Genomic DNA, 22,118 nt, shown 5'->3' on the forward strand with positions numbered 1-22,118 from the left:
TGCAATTATAGAAAAAGCGCTATGCAAACAGAAGAAATCCAAGAACAAAAACTAGTAAAATCTGACTTCAAACAAGAAGTGATTAAAGATTACAAGATTGCGGTAACTAGCCGTGAATGTAGCCTTTTAGGACGTCGTGAAGTACTTACCGGTAAAGCAAAATTTGGAATTTTTGGTGATGGAAAAGAAATTCCTCAATTAGCATGGGCACGTGCTTTTGAAAATGGTGATTTCCGTAGTGGATATTATCGTGATCAAACTTTTATGATGGCAATAGGCGAATTAACTATAGAACAGTTTTTTGCCGGTCTTTATGCAAATACAGATATCAAAGAAGAACCTATGAGCGCTGGTCGTCAAATGGGTGGACACTTTGCAACACATAGTTTAAATGAAGATGGAAGCTGGAAAAGGTTGATCGACCAGAAAAACTCAAGTGCAGATATCTCTCCTACTGCTGGACAGATGCCTAGACTTCTGGGGCTTGCTCAAGCATCTAAGGTTTACAGACATAATGACTTAATTCCTGAAGATAACGGCTTTTCAAATAAAGGTAATGAAGTAGCTTGGGGAACGATAGGTAACGCAAGTACGAGTGAAGGACATTTCTGGGAAAGCTTTAATGCCGCAGGTGTCTTACAAGTACCTATGGTTATAAGTGTATGGGATGATGAATATGGTATCTCTGTACATGCTAGACATCAGACAACAAAAGAAAGCATTTCTAAAATACAAGCTGGTTTCCAGCGTGATCATGAGGATGCTGGTTTTGAAATCATGACCGTTAAAGGTTGGGATTATGTAGAATTAGTAGAAACCTATGAAAAGGCAAGCAAAATTGCTCGCGAAGAACATGTACCAGTACTGATCCATGTTCAAGAATTAACTCAGCCACAAGGACATAGTACTAGTGGATCTCATGAACGCTATAAGAATGAAGAACGTCTGGAATGGGAACGTACTTATGATTGTAATGTACAGTTCCGTAAATGGTTATTAGATAATGAATTTGCGACTGATGATGAGTTATCAGCTATTGAAAAGGATATTAAAAAGCAAGTACGCGATGGAAAGAAAGCTGCATGGTCTGCTTTTATCAATCCTATTGTACAAGAGCGTGATGCCGTACTTCCTTTATTAGAAAATGTAGCTAACCAGTCTGCAGATGGTGTTTTTATCAAACCGATGATAGAAAACCTTAAATCTACTAAAGAGCCCATCCGTAAAGAAATTCTTGAAACAGTGCGTAAAACATTGCGCTATACGTTAAAAGAAAATAGTGAAGCTATCACTGCTCTTAACCAATGGTTGAATGGTTATAGTCAAGAAATTCAAAATAAATACAGCAGTCATTTATATAGTGAATCTGCCCAGGCAGCTACTAAAATTGAAGCTGTTGTACCAAAATATAATGATGACTCTGAAGAAGTAGATGCTCGCTTAATCATGAGAGATAACTTTGATGCTATTTTTGCCTCTCGTCCAGATACTATGATTTTTGGTGAAGATGCTGGAGAGATAGGTGATGTAAATCAAGGGTTGGAAGGCATGCAAGAAAAATATGGTGAGCTGCGAGTGTCTGACACAGGCATACGTGAAGCGACGATATTAGGTCAAGGAATAGGTCTCGCAATGCGTGGCTTACGACCTATTGCAGAGATTCAATATTTAGACTACCTACTCTATTGTTTACAAATAATGAGTGATGATCTTGCTACTGTTCAATATAGAACGGCAGGAAGACAAAAAGCTCCACTTATCATAAGAACACGTGGTCACCGACTAGAAGGAATATGGCATAGTGGTTCACCTATGGGAGGAATCATCAATTCTGTAAGAGGTATTCACGTCTTAGTACCACGTAACATGACGCAAGCCGCTGGTTTTTACAATACCATGTTAGAGAGTGATGAGCCTGCGCTAATTGTAGAGTGTCTTAACGGTTATAGACTTAAAGAAAAACTACCTGTCAATTTAGGTGAGTTTAAAACACCTATTGGGCAAATAGAAATTCTTAAGGAAGGAAAAGATATCACCGTAGTATCTTATGGATCAACCTTAAGGCTTATAGAAGAAGCTGCAGTTGAATTAGAAAGAGCCGGAATTGACATAGAGATTATCGATGTACAATCTTTACTACCTTTTGATATAAATCAAGAAATTAAGGATAGCGTTGCAAAAACAAATCGTCTATTAGTAATCGATGAGGATGTACCTGGCGGCGCTAGTGCATTTATTTTACAAAAAATCGTTGATGAACAAAATGCATGGAGATACCTAGACAGTAAACCACAAGCTCTAGCTGCAAAAGCACATAGACCAGCATATAGTACAGATGGCGATTATTTCTCTAAACCTAGTGTAGATGATATATTTGATAAAGTATATGCTATCATGAATGAAGCTCAACCTGCAAAATATCCTAAAAATTATTAATGCATAATACGACATCTGCACCTGCCTGGAAACGTAAGATTCATGAAATAATTTATGAAGCAGACACGCCTGCTGGAAAGTGGTTTGATGTTATATTGTTAGTTCTTATTGTCATAAGTCTAATACTGGTAATGCTAGAGAGCATACCTGGATTAGGTGAAAAATATGCTATTACGTTTATCACTGCAGAGTGGATAGTAACCATCTTTTTCACTATCGAGTATATTTTGAGAGTCATCTCAATTAATAAACCGACCAAGTATATTTTTAGCTTTTACGGGATTATCGATTTCTTATCGACCATACCTTTGTATCTTACTTTTTTCTTTGGCGGTTTCAGTGCGCTACTGGCTGTAAGATCTTTGAGACTTTTAAGAGTTTTTAGAATTTTAAAAGTAACTAGATATATAGGTGAAGCAGATAAATTAAGTAAAGCCATAAAATCTAGTGGCCCCAAGATTGCGGTCTTTCTATTTGCAGTCATGGTAGTTTCAATCATCTTTGGAACCTTAATGTACCTTGTTGAAGGACCAGAACATGGTTTTGACAGTATCCCTAAATCAATTTATTGGTGTATCGTTACATTGACTACCGTAGGCTTTGGTGATATCGCTCCAGAGACACCTTTAGGTCAATTTCTAGCTACCTTGATTATGATTATGGGTTACGGAATTATTGCAGTACCCACAGGAATTGTAAGTGCTGAATATGCTCAAGATTTAAAAAGCAAAAGCGACATCCTTGGATCTGAAAGCCCTAATTATAGACATGTGAATACTCAAGTCTGTCAAAATTGTCTAGCCAAAAAGCATCAAGATGCTGCTCAATTCTGTCACAAATGTGGCTATCCATTACATGACTAAAAAAAATCTTATTGTTATTGTAGGGCCTACCGCAGTTGGAAAGACTGCTTTAAGTATTGCTTTCGCGAAAGCGTATAAAACAGAAATTATTTCCTGCGACTCTAGGCAATTTTTTAAAGAAATGACGATAGGTACCGCTGTTCCATCTAAGGAAGAACTCGCAGAAGCTAATCATCATTTTATTCAAAACTTAAGTATTCATGATTCCTATTCAGTTGGAGATTTTGAAAGAGATGCTGTTAAATTGCTAGAAAACTTATTCAAATCACGTGACACAGTAATCATGGTAGGCGGCAGTGCATTATATGAAAAAGCGGTGACACACGGTCTAGATCAATTACCAGAAGTTCCTGATACAATAAATGATGCGATCGAATCACTTTATAAGGAAGATGGGATTGAAGCTTTACAAGAGGAACTAAAAATGAAAGATCCTGAATACTATAATCAGGTTGATTTACAAAACCCGAGAAGATTAATACGCGCCTTAGGAATTTGTAGAGCTACAGGAAATACATTTACTCAATATCGATCTGGTGTTAAGCAGCAACGAGATTTTAATATCATTAAAATCGGTCTAGAAGCTCCAAGAGATGAATTGTATGATCGTATCAATGCTAGAGTTGATATTATGATCAACAATGGTCTTGTTAGTGAGGCTAAATCACTATTACTCTTTAAAGATCTCACCTCTTTAAAAACTGTTGGTTATCAAGAATTGATGGGTGTTTTTGAAAACAGTTACAATTTAGAAGAAGGAATACGGTTAATTAAAAGAAATTCACGCAGGTTTGCAAAGAGACAAATGACCTGGTATCGTAAGGACCAAGACGTGATGTGGTTTCACTACAAAACTCGCCACACAGATATTGTGCAGCGAGTAAGTGAAAAACTTATGGACTTTAATAATTAAAAATCTACTTGATCTTTTACTAGTAAACGGAATCCTTCACCGTGAATATTCACGATTTCTACGTTCTCGTCAGATTTTAAATACTTACGTAGTTTTGCAATATATACATCCATACTACGAGAGGTAAAGTAATTATCATCTCTCCATATTTTAGTAAGTGCAAGTTCACGAGGCATTAGATCATTAAGATGTAATGCGAGTAAACGCAATAACTCATTCTCTTTAGGAGATAATTTAATAGGCTCTTTATCATTAAGAGTTAAGAATCTAAGTTTTGAATTTAAATGGAAGTTACCAATCTGAAATTCAAATTCTTTAGAATCTGCTAGACTATCTGCTCCTTTACGTTGAATGATTGCTTTGATTTTCATAAGCAATACTTCACTGTCAAATGGCTTATTTAAATAGTCGTCTGCTCCTACCTTATAACCTCTAAGAACATCTTCTTTCATTGCTTTTGCAGTTAAGAAAATGATAGGCACTTCTTCATTTTTTTCTCTTATTTCTTTGGCTAGTGTAAAACCATCTTTATATGGCATCATTACATCTAGGATACAAAGATCATAGTTATCTTTTTTAAATTTTTCAAACCCTTCCATTCCATTCTTTGCGTGCACCACGTCAAAGTCATTCATCATTAGGTAATCTTTTAATACTGTCCCAAAGTTGGGATCGTCTTCAACAAGAAGAATCTTTTTGTTTACAGTTTCCATAAGTTTAAGTTATTAAAGGTAAATTAATTATAAATGTGCTTCCTTGGCCTTTTTCACTCTCCACATAAATATCGCCATGATGGTCATCAACAATGCGTTGAGCATATGCTAGACCTAAACCATGTCCTTTTACGTTGTGAATATTACCAGTATGTTCTCTAAAGAATTTTTGGAATACTTTGCGTTGAGCTGTCTTACTCATCCCTATTCCTTGATCTCTTACTTTAATGACAATCTTATCTCTGACATTTTCTGTATAAATATCTATGACAGGAGCTTCAGATTCATCAGTATATTTAATTGCGTTTTCTAAAACATTAACAAATACGTTACTCAAATGACTTTCATTTGCAAGCACAGTCGTGCGCAATGCACCAAAGTGACGGTGTAGAGAGCCACCTCTTTGCTCTAGAATTAAGGCTATGTGTGAAATACTATCTTCTAAGACATCGTTGAGATCTAAATTCTCTTTTTGAATATCTAAATCGTTCTTTTCTAATTTAGAAATACGCAAAACATTCTCTACTTGTGAATGCATTCTTTTATTTTCTTCTCTAATCATTCTAAGATAATTAGCAACCTTTTCAGGATCTGAACTTATCTTGGGATGTTTTAAGGAGTCTAATGCCAGGTTAATGGTCGCAATAGGTGTTTTAAACTCATGCGTCATATTATTTATAAAATCCGTTTTAATCTGTGATATCTGACGTTGTTGAAACAATTGGGATATAGCACTAGAGTAAGCAATTACAATAATAAGAGTAAATACTAATGAAAGACCAGCCATACCTAAAACAGATGACAAAATAAACTTTTGTCTTCCTGGTAGATTGATTAATAGTTTATAGGACTGGTTATTTGCGCTATCAGAATTAAAAACCGGAATTCCCCATGTAAAATAATCATCGACATCAAAATTAGCAGATTGAATTCTGGTAGGAAAATTATCCTGATGTATAGCAAATTCAAAACTAGAATTTATCTGACGTTCTTTTAATTCTTTACTTAGTAATTCCTCAACCTGTTTATTAGTTACTCGCTGGGTTATAGGAAGACTCGCAGATTGATCTGCAATGGATTCCATGAACATTTTTTTACTCAACATGTCCCATTGATTTAATTTCTCATAGGACTCTTCAGAATTAACAGGTGCACCGTCTAATGAAGTATTGCGCTTAATAGTTTTGACACGACGATTTAACAACTTAGTAAACATCACGCTATCCATTTCTATATCTAATATAGGAGCGTTAAGCTTGTAACTCTCACCTTGAATACTATTAGAATACGTAATTGCCTCATCAACATTTGCATCCCTTATACGCATCAAAAGAGAACTCATGTTCATTGAGTTGGGAGCTATATCTAAACTATCTATAGCTCGATTTACAGCTCTGTAATAATATTCAACTTCTTGGTCTTCTATTTCTTTAGCTACATTTACTAATGATTGTCTTACCGCAAAGGAGAATTGTTCATTTCTTCCATTGATACTATCCACAATCCAGTAAATCTGGACCGCAATAATACCTGCTAATGAAAGGCTCATCAGAGCGATTAATGTATAAAGTAATTTCTGTTGCACGCACAAATTTAACACTATCGTAAAGTGTTAAAAAGCGTTTAACCAAATGTTAACATCTATAATAAAAATAACAATCCTTAATTATTTAACATAAAACGATGAATTAAACACACTTTACTAGTTAATAAATCGATATTATCATTAATTATTACAAAATCAGCTAACTCTAGTTTTTCTTTTTGAGACCATTGATTTTTCATTCTAGCTAGAACCTCTTCTTTAGTCACGACATCTCTATCCATCACTCTTTTCAATCGTTCTTGCAATGTTACAGTTACTAAAATAGTTGCTTCACACCTTTTATCTCCATTAGTTTCAAATAGAATCGCAGCTTCATATAAGATATAAGCAGCATTATTATGTTTCACACAAAATTTATCAAAATCCAGATGTACTGCAGGATGTAATATTTCATTAAGCCCTTCCAGCAAACTCTTATTATTGAACACCTTACTAGCAATAAAAGGTCTATTAGCCTCTAGTTTACCATTAAGTTCAACATAAGCCTTTTCACCTAGTAAAGATTTAACTTTTTCAATAACCTCAGCATCATTAGATAAAATATACTTTGACCTCTCATCGGCTATATAAATAGGCACATTCAACTTTTCAAATTCTTTAGCAACGGTAGTTTTACCACTACCTATTCCTCCGGTAAGACCTATGACTATCATCGCATTACTAAAATTTGAATTTGTTGAGGGGAAAACCTTATAGAAGAAACTTTATCACTAAGTATCTTCACATCTGTCGTTATTAGATTATAATCTTCACTCAGATCATTATAATCTACAACCGCTTTAAAATCAGTTACATCAATCATTTCATACTCCTGTAACTTACAATTAAAAACAACCTCAACTTCTGAAGGTATAATCTTAACAGCAACATTATCCTTATTATTAATCACGTCTACTGGTACCATAAACGCACCTTCAGTCATTACTGCACTTTTAATTACATAGTCAACATTAGAAGGCTCAACTTTAATATCGGGATACAGTTCAACGAGATCAATATGTTTAATCACCAAAGTATCTTTAATTGCAACATCAGTATGACTCACTTCTAGTATATCTAAATCTTTAATCAACAAATCATTTCCAGTTATAACCACAGAATCTGGGATAAAGTAAGGGCTCACTACTGGTAAATAATTATCCTCATAGACCGTTTTAATTTTTGATTTCAAACTCACTTTTTTGGAAATAAACTCATCGACCTTAATAGTTATAAGCTCTTCTGAGACGTACCCAATTTTATAATTATTGGATAGTTGTGTTTTTAAACTACCCATGACTGATTTAGGATCAAAAAAATAATCTCCATTTTTATAGACATATTTCTGAAAATCAAGTTCTACAATTGGAGCAACATAACTAGCCTTAAGTAAATTAAAACCGTTACCCGTTAATTCAACATCTAACTGGTAAGATAAACCATCTTTAAGCTTCACATTACTAGGTACATTCACCCATAAAACATCCACAGCAACATGCTGTGTATAAACTTCTTTATACTTAAAAAAAAACCACAATAAACCTGCTATTAAAACAAACGTAGAAAAAGTCAACCATTTTCTGTACTCTAGGCTCATAGGATGTTATTTAAAAAACAATTGCGGAAATTGATTTTTTTCTTCTTTTTTTAAAAAATTCAAGTAATAGTATGACTTTAAAAAACCAAGACCATAACCGGTGAATTGAACAATTACAGCAAAAACAGAATACAATCCAATTATAGCACCGTTTTTAATAGAACTATCTATAAAGATAATCAGAAAGTAAAATAAAGCTAAAAATAGAAACCATATATAACCTAATAAAAAAGAGATTAAAGAAAAAAGTAAACCTATTAAAAATAAACTAGGCAACCAGTAAATAAGCTTTGATGTATCTGGATACCATTTATTTAAAATAACCCTAACCATACCAAATTTATGAACCTGTTTATAAAATAACTTCCATGATATACGTCTTTCATGATATACATATGCCTCTTTAATTAACCTGGTGCGATAACCTGCTTTCCACAACCTTATACTCAGATCAGGATCTTCGCCGGGATGAATTTTCCCAAAACCATCGGTAGCTTGAAAAGCTACTTTACTTAAGCCCATATTAAAACTACGTGGTTGAAACTTATCAAGTTGCTCACCACCACCTCTAATTCCTCCAGTTGTAAAAAAAGAAGTCATACTATAATTGATAGCTTTCTGTAATGATGTAAAGCTATCATGTGCAGCATCTGGACCACCATAACAATCCACATAATCAGATATTAACGCATTTTCAGCGGCTAATAAATAATTTTTAGGAAGAATACAATCACTATCTAAGATAATAAAGTAATTACCCTTTGCTTTTTGCATTCCATAATTACGAGATTCTCCTGGACCAGAATTAGATTTAAAAAAATAAGAAATATTCACGCTTTCGCGAAAGCGAGAACAGACAGACTCACAGGTTATAGCAGAACCATCTTCTACTATGACCACTTCAAAACTTTTATGATAATCTAACTGAGAAATACTCAAAAGCAATTTCTCAACCTCATCAGGACGATTATAAACAGGTATTACAAAGGAAAAATTAAGTTCTATCACGTTGTAAAAATAGGGAATAAAAAAAGGCTGTTCAATTAAGAACAGCCTTTCTAAAAAAGTTATATAAAATTTACTCTTTCACTACTCGAATCGTCGAAGTACGACTGTCAGTAGTTACTTGAACTAGATAAACTCCAGCACTTAGAGTAGTCATATCAATTTGAGCATTAGTTACACCAGGTGATACATTTATAACCTGTTGTCCTAACATATTCATAACAGATGCGCTATCTATATTTTGCAATCCATTAATATTCAATACATCTTTAACAGGATTTGGATAGAAAGTAAATCCTAACTCCTCGATAGACACATTACTTTGTGTTGCATCTATAGTGAAGTTATCTACGAAGAACTCTGAATCAGTACCGGCTCCAGTAACACCATTAGTACCCCAGAATGCTAATTGCACTATTCCGGTATAACTGCTAAGGCTTACGGTTTCTAATTGACCTGTGTTTGAAATAGCAGGTGATGTAGCATCCCAAGTTTGAATAGCTGTCCAAGTTAAACCTGCATCATCAGTAATTAACAATTGTATTTGTTGATCACCAGTAAAGGCAGTTGCACCAGTTGCAGCAAATGTAGTATGAGCTATATCAAAAATCGCTTCAAAATTACCAGATGTTCCCAAATCAAATTCAGGTGTTACTAACCAGTCATTGATTGCAGCAGTATTCCAAATATTAATCTTAGCTGCCTGACCATTAGAACTTGTCGCATCGTTAGCAAAGTCATCAGATGCCCAAGCACCATCTACACCATTAGGACCAACTGTTGTAGCTGTATCATCACCTTCTGACCAGCAAACTCCTGGATATGCAGTAAAGTCATTTCCTGGAGCACCAGTAGCTGTACCGTAAGGCGCTACTATAGGAGCACAATCAGTTGCAAAGTTAATAGGACCAACCCATGAACTAAAGTTACCCATTCCACAATCAGCTCTTACATAAACTTCAAAGCTTGAAGAAGAAGCTAAACCAGAAACAGACTCCATAGTATTCATAGTTGAAGTACCAGCTCCAGTTGGAGCTCCAGAACCACTAGGCAATACTGCATATTCCCATACCGTTTCAGAACCACCAGCAGACCAAGAAATATCAACAGAAGTTGCAGTGATGTTAGCCGCTGCAACATTCGTTGGAGTTAAACAACCATTAAAGTCATCAACCACAACATCATCAATAGAAATATCACCTCCGAAAGAAGCTCCACGAGTACCTCTAAATCTAATTTGAACAGTTGCTCCAGTATAAGCTCCAAGACCTACAATAGCAGTTTGCCATGCATCAGCTTGATTTGCTTGTTGTTGACCTACAAGAGTAAATACGTCCGGTGTCCATCCTGTACCGTCATTTACATCAATATGTAAAGTATCGAAATCTGGTCCCCACATATGATAAGCAAATGAAAGTGCTGGATTTGTCAATGCAGACATATCTATTAATGGAGATAAAAGCTCTGCCTCATCACCTGCTGATCCAGAAGATGCTTCAGTGAAGAAATAATTAGATCCTGTAGCAGCTGAAGTTGGTCCCGTATTAGTTGAAGTAGTACCATTAGTACTCACATCCCATGTATAACCAGAAGTTTGAGGTGTACTCCAACAATTCTCATCAGTGAAAGCTGTTGAGACTGTAAATGTTTCAAACCCTTCAGTATAAGGAGCTACTACTGCAGCACACTCTGTTGTGAATGTTGCTGGACCAGCTGTTCCACTTAATGTACCCATTCCACAATCTGCTGTAACATAAAACTCATAACAAGTCTCTGAAGTTAAACCAGATATTAGAAAACCAGTATTAGAAGTAGCTACAACACTTGTACCTGTTCCAGGTGTAAATCCACAAGGTCCATATTCTACATTCCATGAGGTGGCAGAACCATTCTCATTCCAAGAAATTTCTGCGTCCACATCAGAAACATTAGCTGATGAAAGAATCGATGGTTGTGCACAAGCAGGTAATTCATCAAATACTACATTATCAAGAGCAATATCACTAGTCCCAGTAAAACCAGAATCTGTACGCTCAGCTCTAAATCTAACTTGTACAACAGAACCTGTAAAGGTACTTAAGTCAATTACACCTAATTCCCATGGCGCATTACCATCAGCTTGCTGCTGACCTGATATTAACACCACATCATTAACAAAACCAGAACCATCATTTACATCAACATGTAATACACCAGTAACTGCACCAAACATGTGATAGTTAAACTGTACTGATGGAGCTGTTAATGTAGACACATCTACTAAAGGAGATAATAATGTCGCTTCATTACCAGCAGCACCTCCATTACCTTCAATATAGAAGTAAGATGAGCCATTAAAAGCCAAGTTAGGTCCTGTATTAGTTGTAGGTGTACCACCAGCATCATCTAGATTCCAATCCCAAGCTGTAAAACTAGTAGAATCGAAACTTCCTTTCCAGCAATTTTCTTCAGCGAAGTCAAGATTAGCAGTAAAGGTTTCAAAATCCTCAATATAAGGAGCTGTTAATGGCGCACATTCAGTTTTAAATGAGAATGGCCCTACAGTATTACTAAATGCACCAGCACCACAATCTGAAGTTACATAGAAATCATAAAGTGTATCTGGCATAAGACCAGATGCAGTTTCCGCATTAGTAGCTGCAGCATTTAAATATGCAGCTGGCATAGTTCCTTGAGCGACACCTTGAGGCTGTACTTCAACTGTCCAAACGGTTGAACCACCATTCTCTGTCCAAGATAAATCAGCTGTAGTATCTGTCAAGTTAGACACACTTAAGAAACTAGGGTTAGGACAAGCAGGTAGCTCATCTACTCTAAAATCATCTAGACTTATATCTCCTTCAAAAGTACCTGCACTTGTAGCAACAAATCTAAATTGAACTGTTGAACTTGCATAAGCAGATAAATCACTGATTTGCGATGCCCAAGGATCAGCTTGCGCTGTTTGGATTTGTCCAGGACCTATTGTTATGACATTAACCCAACCTGTACCATCATTTATTTCAAGATCTAAAGTTCCTATTTGACCACCAAACATATGGTAGAAAAACTCAACGGAAGGAGTTGTCAAAGGACTAAGGTCTACTAATGGAGAGACTAGAGTAGCAACACTAGTACCTGATGTACCTGAACTTGCTTCAGTGTAAAAATAATTCACACCACTATTTGCATTTAAAGGACCAGTCCCTGTTGAAGGCGTACTACCTACTCCGTCAACGTTCCAGTCATAAGCATCAACAGAAGTTGCTGTCCAGCAAAGCTCCTCTACGAAATTAACATTAGGGGCAAATGTTTCAAAGTCTTCAAAATATGGAGCTGGCAAAGCATCACATAAAGTTTGGAAAGTAGATGGTCCAACCCATACTGATGTATCAGTTGCACCACAAATTGCTCTCACGTAATAATCATATTGTGTACTGCCTTGTAATCCAGTTATAGTATATGGATTAGTAACACCAGTTGCAGATCCACCAAGTGGCGCTGCTGGAGGCATACCTTGCGTATAACCTATTGGTCCCCATTCTACATCATAAGTTGTAGCAGTTCCATTTTCAGTCCAACTAACAGTTGCATCAGTTACCGTGATTGAAGCATCATCCACTAATAGAGCAGATGGTGCTGGACAAGTTGGTATTTCATCAACTCTAAAGTCATCAATAGAAATATCACCCGCAAACGTACCATTCGATTCTGCTCTTAATCTTACAGATAGTTCTGTTCCTGTTAAACCAGTTATAGCACTAATATCAACGATTCTCTGAATCCAATCATCAGCTTGCGCTGTTTGTTGTGCACCAACAATCATATCTACATCATTAATCCATCCTGTACCATCATTAACATCAACATGAAGAGTACCTATTTGTGCACCAAACATGTGATAATAAAACTGAATAGAAGGAGCCGTTAAAGCAGAATAGTCAATAATTGGAGAAACTAATCGAGCCTCTGCACCAGTAGATGAAGCCTCTGTATAGAAATAAGTCGTTCCACTAAAAGCCATTAAAGGACCTGTACCTGTACTTGGTGTTGAACCATTATCATCAACATTCCAATCATATGTTCCATCTGCATCAGCTGACCAACAATTCTCTTCTAAGAAATTTGTCGAAGCAGTAAACGCCTCAAAGTTATCGGAATAAGGTGCTGTAAAAACAGCACAAGCCGTTTGGAAAGAAATTGGCCCAGACCACACAGAGAATCCTGCAGCACCCATACAATCAGTTCTAACATAAACATCATAATTAGTGAAAGCTGTTAAACCTGTCCAGTTATAAGGATTAGCTGTTGCAGTTTGTTGAATCCCAGTTGTTGTAGCATCTGGAGCAGGATCGCCTGCCGGTTGTACTAAAACCTCATAACTAGTTGCAGCCGTAGCATTAGTATCTGCAAAATCTATATCAACCGTTGTATCTGTAATATTCAAAGCAGCTAACATACTAGGTGGTGAACAAAAAGCACCACAAGTCTCTACTCTCAATAGATCAATCGCAATATCTGCGGTAAATCCATTTGTCGCACTTTCTTTACCAGTTATTTGCAGGTAAATAACTTGACCTACGTAAGCATCCAAGTTGACACCTACTGGTGCCCAAGGATCACTACCAGCGGTTTGAAGTTGACCAATAGCTGTGAATTCATTTGTCCAAGGACCTGTAGGAGAAGTACCTACATTTACTGTAAATTCATCAATTTCTGCACCGTATGCAAAATAATAGAAACTTAATTCTGCGCCATCCGTCGCAAAACTTAAATCAATTGCTGGAGAAACAATTTCAGCAGGTGTTGTAACCGTACCCGATGTCTCTAAATAAGCAAATCCACCACCACTAAATGGTGCGTCCGGACCTGTATTTGTAGAACCTGGCGATATAGCTCTATTAAAATTCCACAAAGCAGCTGTTGTAGTACCTACTCCAATATCTCCGGTCCACCCATTATCATTAGTTTCAAATTCTTCTTGGAACACGAAGACATTATCCATACCAGGACAACTTACACCTGACGGTGGTAAGAATGCTGTAGTAAAAGTATCTGGTCCTGTTTGAGTACTTAATGTACTCATACCACAATCTGCAGTTACATAAAAATCATATGTCGTAGTATCATCTAATCCAGTAATAGTGTATGGATTGGTTGTTACTGAAACCTCAAATACATCTGGATCAGTTGCCGAAGTACCAGGAACAAAACCTGTTGGACCATATTCAACAATCCAAGTTGTTTCAGAACCTTGACTTTGCCATGTAATTTCGGCATCATTTGCGTTAAGGACACCTGTATTTAATAAAGAAACAGGAGCACAAGCTGGTGCTTCTTCAACACTAAAATCATCAATAGCCATATCACCAGAGGTAAAACCAACTCTAGTGGAAACAAAACGTACTTGAATATCGCCTGTATAACCAGCTAAATTAATAATCGCTTGTTCAAAAGGATCATTACCTGCCGTTTGAACTTGACCAGAACTTGTAAACAAGCCAGTTTGCCAAGTTGTACCATCATACACATCAACACTTAAGTCTCCCATGTTAGGACCAAATAAGTGGTAATAGAATTGTACCGAAGGCTCTGTTAAACCATCAACATTAATAATTGGAGAAAACAAAGTTGCTGTATCACCATCATTACCTAATGTTTCTATATACATGTATCCTGTACCAGAATTTGCAGCATCAGGACCTGTACCTCCAGATGGAGTTACACCAGTTGTAGTTACATTCCAGTCATACTCACTGAAGTTATTAGTCCCCATAAATGTTGCAGACCAGCAATTTTCTCTTTCAAAGTCTGTGTTTGCAGTAAAAGTCTCAAAATCCTCAGAATAAGGCATAGCTGTCGTTGCAGCTAATGGCAGACATTGTGTCGCAATCGAAATATTTTGAACAGAGCTATAATCTGGAGCTACAGGATCACAAACTGCTCTTACATAAATATCATAAGCAGTATCATCTGTTAAACCTGTAAGTTGTGTAGATGGATTAGTCATCACATTTACTACTGTACCTTGAGAAGGTGTAGAGAAAGGTGTAGTAATTGTTCCTGCTAACGCCCACTCAAGTTCCCATTCTGTTTCCGTTTGACCTGCTAACCAAGAAATGTCAGCTAAATCAGAACCTACAAAATCAGCTTGTAAAGCACTAACTGGAAAACAAGATATAAGAGTTTGAGCCGTATAAGGACCTACCCATAAACTAAAGTCACCCATTCCACAGTCTATGCGGATATAAAAATCATAACTAGTATCTGAAGCTAACCCAGTAACATCTGCAAAAGGTGCCGTAAATTGTTGAACTGTAGTTCCACCAGAGCCTTGAGTATAAGGAGAAGGTCCATACTCTACTTCAAAAGTAGGATTTGGATTTCCATTTGCATCCCATACAAATGAAATACTATTAGCAGTCTGTGTTACTGGCGCAAAATTAGATGGGCTTGGACAAGATTCAGTCGTTGTTAACTGAATTGGACCTTGACAAGCACTTTGATCCATTGCTCCACAAACAGCTATAACATATACATCATATGTAGTTATAGAACTTAAACCCGTAATTGTGAATGGATTTGAACTTGCTGTAACCTGAGTACCACCAGAACCACAAGTATATGGTGCAACACCATACTCAATAATCCATTGTGTTTCAGTACCGCCATTCACCCAAGCAATCTCAGCAGAATCTGCAACGACATTGTTTGAGGTTATATTAGTAACTGCTGGACATGAAGGACATGATGCAGCACCACTAAAAAAGTTACCAGTTGCTGGTGAAAAGCCTGAAGTTACCACAACAATTCCTTCAGAATCATAAAGTGTAAATTCATTATCACCAGGTGTCACTGAGTCAGCGACATAATCTAATGATATCGTATCACCATCATTTACAGTAATAGATACTGTGTTAATGTTTCCTGGAGGATTAGGAACTGTATACACCTGAGGTGTACCACCATTAATAGTCACAGAAATCTGTGAACCATTACCCCAACCATCACCGAAGTTATCCAGCATTTCTAATGAATAGTTACACTGGGCAACCATCATAGAAACAGTGAATAAAGCTAAAAGAGTAGCATAAAAATGTTTCATAGTAAAATTTAAAGGTTATTTAACGCTCAAAATAACACTTAATATTATCATAAAATAATAGAAAAGCTTTTAATCGATAAACTGATAAATATCTAGACAAAAAAAGAGCTGCCTTTCGGCAGCTCTTTAACAAAAATGAATTTATTAATTTATTTTTTAACTACTCTTCTAATAGCACTACTCGAACCTGATTGAATTTCAAATAGATACAATCCAGTCGCTAAATCAGAAATGTCAATTACTGCATTCTCATTATTAACAAAAATTGTTTTCAATTGTTGCCCTAATAAGTTTGTTACGGTAACACTATCGATGACTACAGTTCCATTAATATTCACAATACCTGTTGAAGGGTTAGGGAATAATTTAAGACCTGCTTTCGCGAAAGCGTCTCCATTACTAGCTGTTGCATCAATAGTAAAATTGTCTACAAAGAAATCATTATCCTCTGAATCAGGTGTAACACCGTTAGTTCCCCAGAACGCTAATCTTACTACACCTGAATATGCCGAAAGATCAATTTCTATATTTTGACCTGTAGGCGCTATCACAGAAGAATTGTTCCATACTTGAAGTGCTGTCCAAGTAAGCCCAGCATCATCAGAAATTAAGAATTGAACTTCATCATCACTTCCTAAACTAGCCTGAATCCCTGTATCGTCACCAAATTCTGTTAAAGCGATATCAAACAACGCACTCATATTATGACCTGTAGCTCCTAAATCAAACTCAGGAGTAACTAACCAATCATTAATTGCACCAGTAGCCCATATATTAATTTTTGCAGCAGATCCATTAGCACCACCAAAAACATTTGCATAATCATCTGATTGCCATGCACCATTAAGCCCGTTTGGCCCGACGGTCACAGTGGTATCATCACCTTCTTCCCAACATGCTCCTGGAAAATTAGTAAAGTCATTTCCTGCAGCACCCGATATTGCTCCATAAGGAGTCGGGATAACATCACAAGGCGTAGTAAAGTTAAGTGGTCCTACCCAATCACTTAGGTTACCCATACCACAAGCTGCTCTTACATAAATTTCATACATTGTTATTGCGGTTAAACCAGACTCTGCAGCATTGGTAACAGTAACAGGTGTACCAGAAACTGTAGGCACTCCAGTTCCTGCAGCTTGAACAACATATTCCCAAGCGGCTTCTGTACCACCAGCATTCCATCCAAAATCAACTCCAGTTGCTGTAACCGAATTTAATACTAATGAATTAGGCGATAGACATCCTGTAAATTCTTCAATAATAAAATTATCAATGGCTATATCTGATTCAAAACCAGCTCCACGCTCACCTCTAAATCTAATTTGAACCGTTCCTCCACCAAAAGGAGTTAATCCTAATGTTGAATTTAAATAAGCATCACCTTCTGCTGTTTGCTGTTGTCCATTAATAACTAGTACATCATTAACGAAACCTGTACCGTCATTTACATCTACATGTAAATTACCCATATTAATACCAAACATGTGGTAAGAGAATGTCAATGCTGGATTCGTCAAACTAGATATATCTACGATAGGAGAATATAATTCTGCTATTTCACCTGGTACACCACTTGACGTTTCAACATACATATAATTTCCTGTATTGATTGCAGGTGCAGGACCTGTTCCTCCAGAGGCGGTTAAAGTTGATGGCGCAGCAACCCAACCTAAACTAGCTGTATTTACAGCAGACCAGCAGTTCTCTATATTAAAGAAATCTGCAGCACCAGGGAAACCACTAGTAGTCGTTGTGAAAGTTTCAAAATCTTCAGTATATGGAGCCGTTAAAGGATTACATACTGTCGTAAATGTTCTAACATCAGAAGCAACACTAGGAGCACCTGAACAATCAAATGTTACATAAACATCATAACAAGTATTATCTGTTAAACCTGTAATTGTATATGGGTTCCCAGTTGCTACAACAGTAGTTCCTGTACCTGGTGTAAATCCACAAGGTCCATATTCAATATTTACTGCCGTGGCAAGTGGCTCTGTAGTCCAAGAAACAGTAGCCGAATCATTAGTGAATGAATCAATTGCGACCATCAAAGGATCTGGACATGTAGGTTGATCTTCAACAATAACATCATCAATATACATTCTCCATCCATCAGTTGTTGATGGCGGAATTCTAAATGCAATATACACAGGTCCAGTATAAGCAGATAAGTCAATAATCTCTTCTACATAAGTCACGTTACTAAATAAAGTAGTTGGAAGTAAAGTGTTTGTAAAATCTGCAGCATTTGAACCTGTTGTAGAAAGTAACACTTCCATATTGTTAGGCTCACCTGCACTTTGTACTCTATACTGATATTTCAAACGCTGCGCGCCTGTTAAGTTTAATTGTGGAGAAATTAAATAATCATCATCTGCTCCACCATTAAAGTCTGTTGTTATTGCAGCTACTTGATCACCTTCAAATGGATTAAAGCTGTAATCAATATCCCATTGATCACCATCACCATTTGCATCTAATACAGTCCAGCATTGCTCTGTTGTACTCGCAGTATTAAACCCTTCTTGGAATGGCACGTTAAACGCGACACATGCCGTACAGAAAGTACCAGTTGAAGACCATGGACTAAAACCAGTAGTACTACATACTGACCTTACATAGTAATCAAAACATTGATTAGGAGATAACCCAGTTAATGTAAAAGGGTTAGTAGTTGCAGAAACAATTGTTCCAACACCAGTACCTGGTAAAAAACCAACAGCTCCATATTCAATTTCCCATGCTGTAGATGCTCCTTGCTCTGTCCATGCGATATCAACATCTGTCGTTGTTATGTTTGAAGTGGATAACATCAACGGTTCATCACAATTAGGTATTGTTTCAAACCTAACATTATCAATATACATTCTCCATCCGTCAGTTGTTCCCGGCGGTATTCTCCAAGCAATATATACATCACCAGTATAAGCTGATAAGTCGATAGACTCTGTCATGTAAGTAACATTTGCAAAGTTAGTTACCGGTAACAATTGAGTAGTAAAATCTGCTGGGGCATTTGTCGCTGTTGATATTAGAACTTCCATATCATTAGGTTCACCTGCACTTTGTACTCTGTAATCATAACGAACTCTTTCATTACCCGTTAATGTAATCGCTGGAGAGATCAAATAATCATCGTCAGCTCCACCATTAAAGTCAGTAGATATAGCTGCTACTTCATCACCTTCACTAGGGTTTGATGCATAATCCATATCCCACGCATCTCCATCACCATTAGCATCAACTACAGTCCAGCAATCTTGAGTTGAACTTGAAGAGTTGAACCCTTCAGAGAATGGTACTGTAAACGCAAGACAAGTAGTACGACCTGCTAATGGACCAACCTGTGCACTTACATTAGTCGCACTACAATTACCTGTGATATAGAAATCATATTCTGTATTTTCTGTAAGACCAGAAACTGCATATGGATTAGTTGTTACTGTGACCACAGTTCCAGTACCAGGCACGAAACCTACTGGACCATATTCTATATCCCATTCGGTCTCTGTCGATCCTACCGTCCATGATAAGTTAATAGTATCGCTAGTTGAAGAATCAACTGCAAAGGCACTAGGCACTGGACAAGCTGGCGGAGCCGCACAAGTAACAGCTGCTTCCCATCCAGATTCTTGAACAGAACCATCAGATGTAAATACAAACGTAATACATCCAGAAGGAAGAGCACCAATTAACATAACTTGCGTTAAATCACCAGTACCTTGGAACGCCGCTGTACTAGCAGGATCCCAACACCATACATCTCCAACTCCATTAGGAGGACTGATTACTGGGAAGGTGTCATCTGGACCTGCGTAAATAGTCAATCCATCATAACAATCATTAGAAAACTCACGTTCCTCAGTATCAAATGCTGTAAAATCTACATAAACTACATCTCCAGCGTTATCTGGACAAATTGTATATGTTGTATTCTCGCTAGCATTATAGCCAGCAGTTGTTCCACCAGCATCAGTAAAAGCATCTCCTGCACAATAATCCTTTGTAGTAGAACCAGTTAATGAAACCGGGATAGATTCATCACCAGGCCCACATAAAGCCGTTATATAAAATTCGTAAGCAGTATCACTCGTTAAACCTGTTATTGACGTACTAGCCATTGTTGGGTTAGGTGTTACTAGTGTTCCAGACCCAATTGCGAATCCAGGAGCACCATATTCAACTCTCCACTCGGTTTCTGTACCACCAGCAGTCCAAGAAAGATCTAAAGATGTTGCAGAAGAAAGATCAATCATTTGACCAAATACTACTGGACATGTAGGCGGAGCCGCACAAGTAACTGCAGCTTCAAATCCAGCTCGTTGTCCACCACCATCAGATTCAAAAACAAATGTCAAACAACCAGAAGGTAATTTACCTATTAATAATTCCTGAACTAAATCTCCAGTTCCAGAACCTGCGTCCCAACACCATTCTGTTCCACCACCAGGAGGATTAATGGTAGGAGACAATGTATCTGGTCCGTCGTATACTGTTAAACTATCCCAACAACCAGCAAAGGAAGTTTCCAATTCAAAAGCAGTAAAATCTACATAAACAACATCGCCAGCGTTATCTGGACAAACAGTGTATGTAAAGTTTTCACTTGCGCCATAGTCGCCTGCTACTCCACCAGAATCTACTAGTAAATCACCTGCACAATAATCTGCCGGCGTTAAAACACTTGCGCAAACAGGTGTAGATAAATCCATAGGACCACAAACAGCAGTTACACAAACGTCATAATTCACACCAGATGACAACCCAGTAAGAGTAAATGGATTATTAGTCATTGAAGTAACAGTAGTACCAGTTCCAGCAACAAATCCTGCAGGACCATATTCTATACTCCATTCTGTCTCTGTTCCACCTGCAGTCCAGGCAACATCAACAGATGTTTGACTAACGTTAGAAAATGTAATACCAGAAATATCTGGACATGATTGTGCTGTAGTAGCAGTATAAGGACCAGCCCAAAGGCTTAAATCACCCATCCCACAATCAATACGCACATAAAAATCATAAGTAGTATTTGCCGCAAGACCTGTTACATCTGCAAAAGGCGCTGTGAATTGCTGTACCATTGTACCTGAACCTTGAGTAAAACCAGCAGGCCCATATTCAATATCTGCAATGGTACTAGGGTTTCCATTTGCGTCCCATATAAATGATACACTCGTAGCTGTTTGAGTTACAGGAGCAAAATTAGAAGGCGTAGGACAAGACTCTGTAGTAGTAAAACTTGCAGGTCCTTGAGAATTACTTAAATCTGTAGCAGAACATTTAGCTCTTACATAAACATCATAATTCGTAATTGCACTTAAACCGTTAACGGTTGCAGGATTCGTAGTTGCTGTAGTAACCACACCTGAACCTACTGTAAAACCAGCTGGCCCTACTTCTATTTCCCATTCAACTTCAGTTCCTACTTGGGTCCAACCGATTTCAGCTGCATCAGCAACCACATTATTTACAGTTATAGTAGTTACCGCAGGACATGTAGGACATGAGGCTGATCCATTGAAATAATTACCTGTTGCCGGTGAAAATCCAGAATCAATTACAATTATTCCTTCAGAATCAAAAAGGGTAAATTCATTATCTCCAGGTGTTACCGCATCTGCGATATAGTCTAGAACTAATGTATCTCCATCATTAACAGTTAGGGAAACAGTATTTTGATTACCAGGAGGATTAGGGACTGTATACACAGCAGGAGTACCATTAATGGTAACTGTAATTTGTGCACCATTTCCCCATCCGTCACCGAAAGCGTCTCTCATTTCAAGAGAGTAATTACATTGTGCTGAAGCTAATGCTACAGTAAACAACAATGCAATTGAAAGTAGTTTTTTTAACATGAGTTAGTAGTTTGATTTAATAATGTCGAATATAATATTTTACAATCAATTAACACTG

Annotated in this window: 10 protein-coding genes; 3 read left to right on the top strand and 7 right to left on the bottom strand. The window is 37.1% G+C overall.

From position 1 onward, the window contains the following. The first annotated feature begins 21 nt into the window (after nucleotides 1–21). The 3 genes from ACJJVI_RS02015 to miaA are packed head-to-tail and all read left to right on the top strand — an operon-like array spanning nucleotide 22 to nucleotide 4,212. Nucleotides 22–2,436, top strand: a complete 2,415-nt coding sequence (locus ACJJVI_RS02015; RefSeq protein WP_405350028.1) for a thiamine pyrophosphate-dependent enzyme — start codon at nucleotides 22–24, stop codon at nucleotides 2,434–2,436. Beyond that, complete coding sequence (locus ACJJVI_RS02020) at nucleotides 2,436–3,299, top strand: ion transporter (protein WP_405350030.1); 864 nt, start codon at nucleotides 2,436–2,438, stop codon at nucleotides 3,297–3,299. Before ACJJVI_RS02015 ends, ACJJVI_RS02020 begins: the two co-directional genes overlap by 1 nt. Continuing rightward, nucleotides 3,253–4,212, top strand: coding sequence for a tRNA (adenosine(37)-N6)-dimethylallyltransferase MiaA (miaA, locus tag ACJJVI_RS02025; RefSeq protein WP_348022344.1), 960 nt, complete (start codon nucleotides 3,253–3,255; stop codon nucleotides 4,210–4,212). Before ACJJVI_RS02020 ends, miaA begins: the two co-directional genes overlap by 47 nt. On the opposite strand, the gene ACJJVI_RS02030 is transcribed toward miaA, so the two are convergent. The 7 genes from ACJJVI_RS02030 to ACJJVI_RS02060 all read right to left on the bottom strand — a co-directional run bounded on the left by ACJJVI_RS02030 (nucleotide 4,209) and on the right by ACJJVI_RS02060 (nucleotide 22,060). Further along, nucleotides 4,209–4,925, bottom strand: a complete 717-nt coding sequence (locus ACJJVI_RS02030) for a response regulator transcription factor (protein WP_036584538.1) — start codon at nucleotides 4,923–4,925, stop codon at nucleotides 4,209–4,211. The two genes, miaA and ACJJVI_RS02030, sit on opposite strands and share 4 nt — an antisense overlap. Nucleotides 4,926–4,929: 4 nt before the next feature. Beyond that, on the bottom strand, nucleotides 4,930–6,474 hold the full coding sequence (locus ACJJVI_RS02035; protein ID WP_051788726.1) for a sensor histidine kinase KdpD: 1,545 nt from the start codon (nucleotides 6,472–6,474) through the stop codon (nucleotides 4,930–4,932). A gap of 113 nt (nucleotides 6,475–6,587) precedes the next feature. Continuing rightward, complete coding sequence (coaE, locus tag ACJJVI_RS02040; RefSeq protein WP_405350033.1) at nucleotides 6,588–7,184, bottom strand: dephospho-CoA kinase; 597 nt, start codon at nucleotides 7,182–7,184, stop codon at nucleotides 6,588–6,590. After that, nucleotides 7,181–8,107: a hypothetical protein gene (locus ACJJVI_RS02045; protein WP_405350034.1), complete on the bottom strand. Its 927-nt coding sequence runs from the start codon at nucleotides 8,105–8,107 to the stop codon at nucleotides 7,181–7,183. Before ACJJVI_RS02045 ends, coaE begins: the two co-directional genes overlap by 4 nt. Nucleotides 8,108–8,113: 6 nt before the next feature. Next, nucleotides 8,114–9,112 (bottom strand): glycosyltransferase family 2 protein, encoded by a 999-nt coding sequence (locus ACJJVI_RS02050; protein ID WP_042247756.1) that lies wholly within the window; start codon nucleotides 9,110–9,112, stop codon nucleotides 8,114–8,116. A gap of 73 nt (nucleotides 9,113–9,185) precedes the next feature. Beyond that, nucleotides 9,186–16,196: a fibronectin type III domain-containing protein gene (locus tag ACJJVI_RS02055; RefSeq protein ID WP_405350036.1), complete on the bottom strand. Its 7,011-nt coding sequence runs from the start codon at nucleotides 16,194–16,196 to the stop codon at nucleotides 9,186–9,188. Between the two features lie 149 nt (nucleotides 16,197–16,345). Further along, on the bottom strand, nucleotides 16,346–22,060 hold the full coding sequence (locus ACJJVI_RS02060; RefSeq protein WP_405350038.1) for a choice-of-anchor J domain-containing protein: 5,715 nt from the start codon (nucleotides 22,058–22,060) through the stop codon (nucleotides 16,346–16,348). Nucleotides 22,061–22,118 lie beyond the last annotated feature (58 nt).

Source organism: Nonlabens sp. Asnod3-H03 (assembly GCF_045063665.1).
GTDB classification, from domain to species: domain Bacteria; phylum Bacteroidota; class Bacteroidia; order Flavobacteriales; family Flavobacteriaceae; genus Nonlabens; species Nonlabens ulvanivorans.

Bases quoted from the DNA above. Each gene is read 5' to 3' on its own strand.
- ACJJVI_RS02015 (WP_405350028.1), top strand. From the start codon at position 22: ATGCAAACAGAAGAAATCCAAGAACAAAAACTAGTAAAATCTGACTTC.
- ACJJVI_RS02020 (WP_405350030.1), top strand. From the start codon at position 2,436: ATGCATAATACGACATCTGCACCTGCCTGGAAACGTAAGATTCATGAA.
- miaA (WP_348022344.1), top strand. From the start codon at position 3,253: ATGCTGCTCAATTCTGTCACAAATGTGGCTATCCATTACATGACTAAA.
- ACJJVI_RS02030 (WP_036584538.1), bottom strand. From the start codon at position 4,925: ATGGAAACTGTAAACAAAAAGATTCTTCTTGTTGAAGACGATCCCAAC.
- ACJJVI_RS02035 (WP_051788726.1), bottom strand. From the start codon at position 6,474: ATGAGCCTTTCATTAGCAGGTATTATTGCGGTCCAGATTTACTGGATT.
- coaE (WP_405350033.1), bottom strand. From the start codon at position 7,184: ATGATAGTCATAGGTCTTACCGGAGGAATAGGTAGTGGTAAAACTACC.
- ACJJVI_RS02045 (WP_405350034.1), bottom strand. From the start codon at position 8,107: ATGAGCCTAGAGTACAGAAAATGGTTGACTTTTTCTACGTTTGTTTTA.
- ACJJVI_RS02055 (WP_405350036.1), bottom strand. From the start codon at position 16,196: ATGAAACATTTTTATGCTACTCTTTTAGCTTTATTCACTGTTTCTATG.
- ACJJVI_RS02060 (WP_405350038.1), bottom strand. From the start codon at position 22,060: ATGTTAAAAAAACTACTTTCAATTGCATTGTTGTTTACTGTAGCATTA.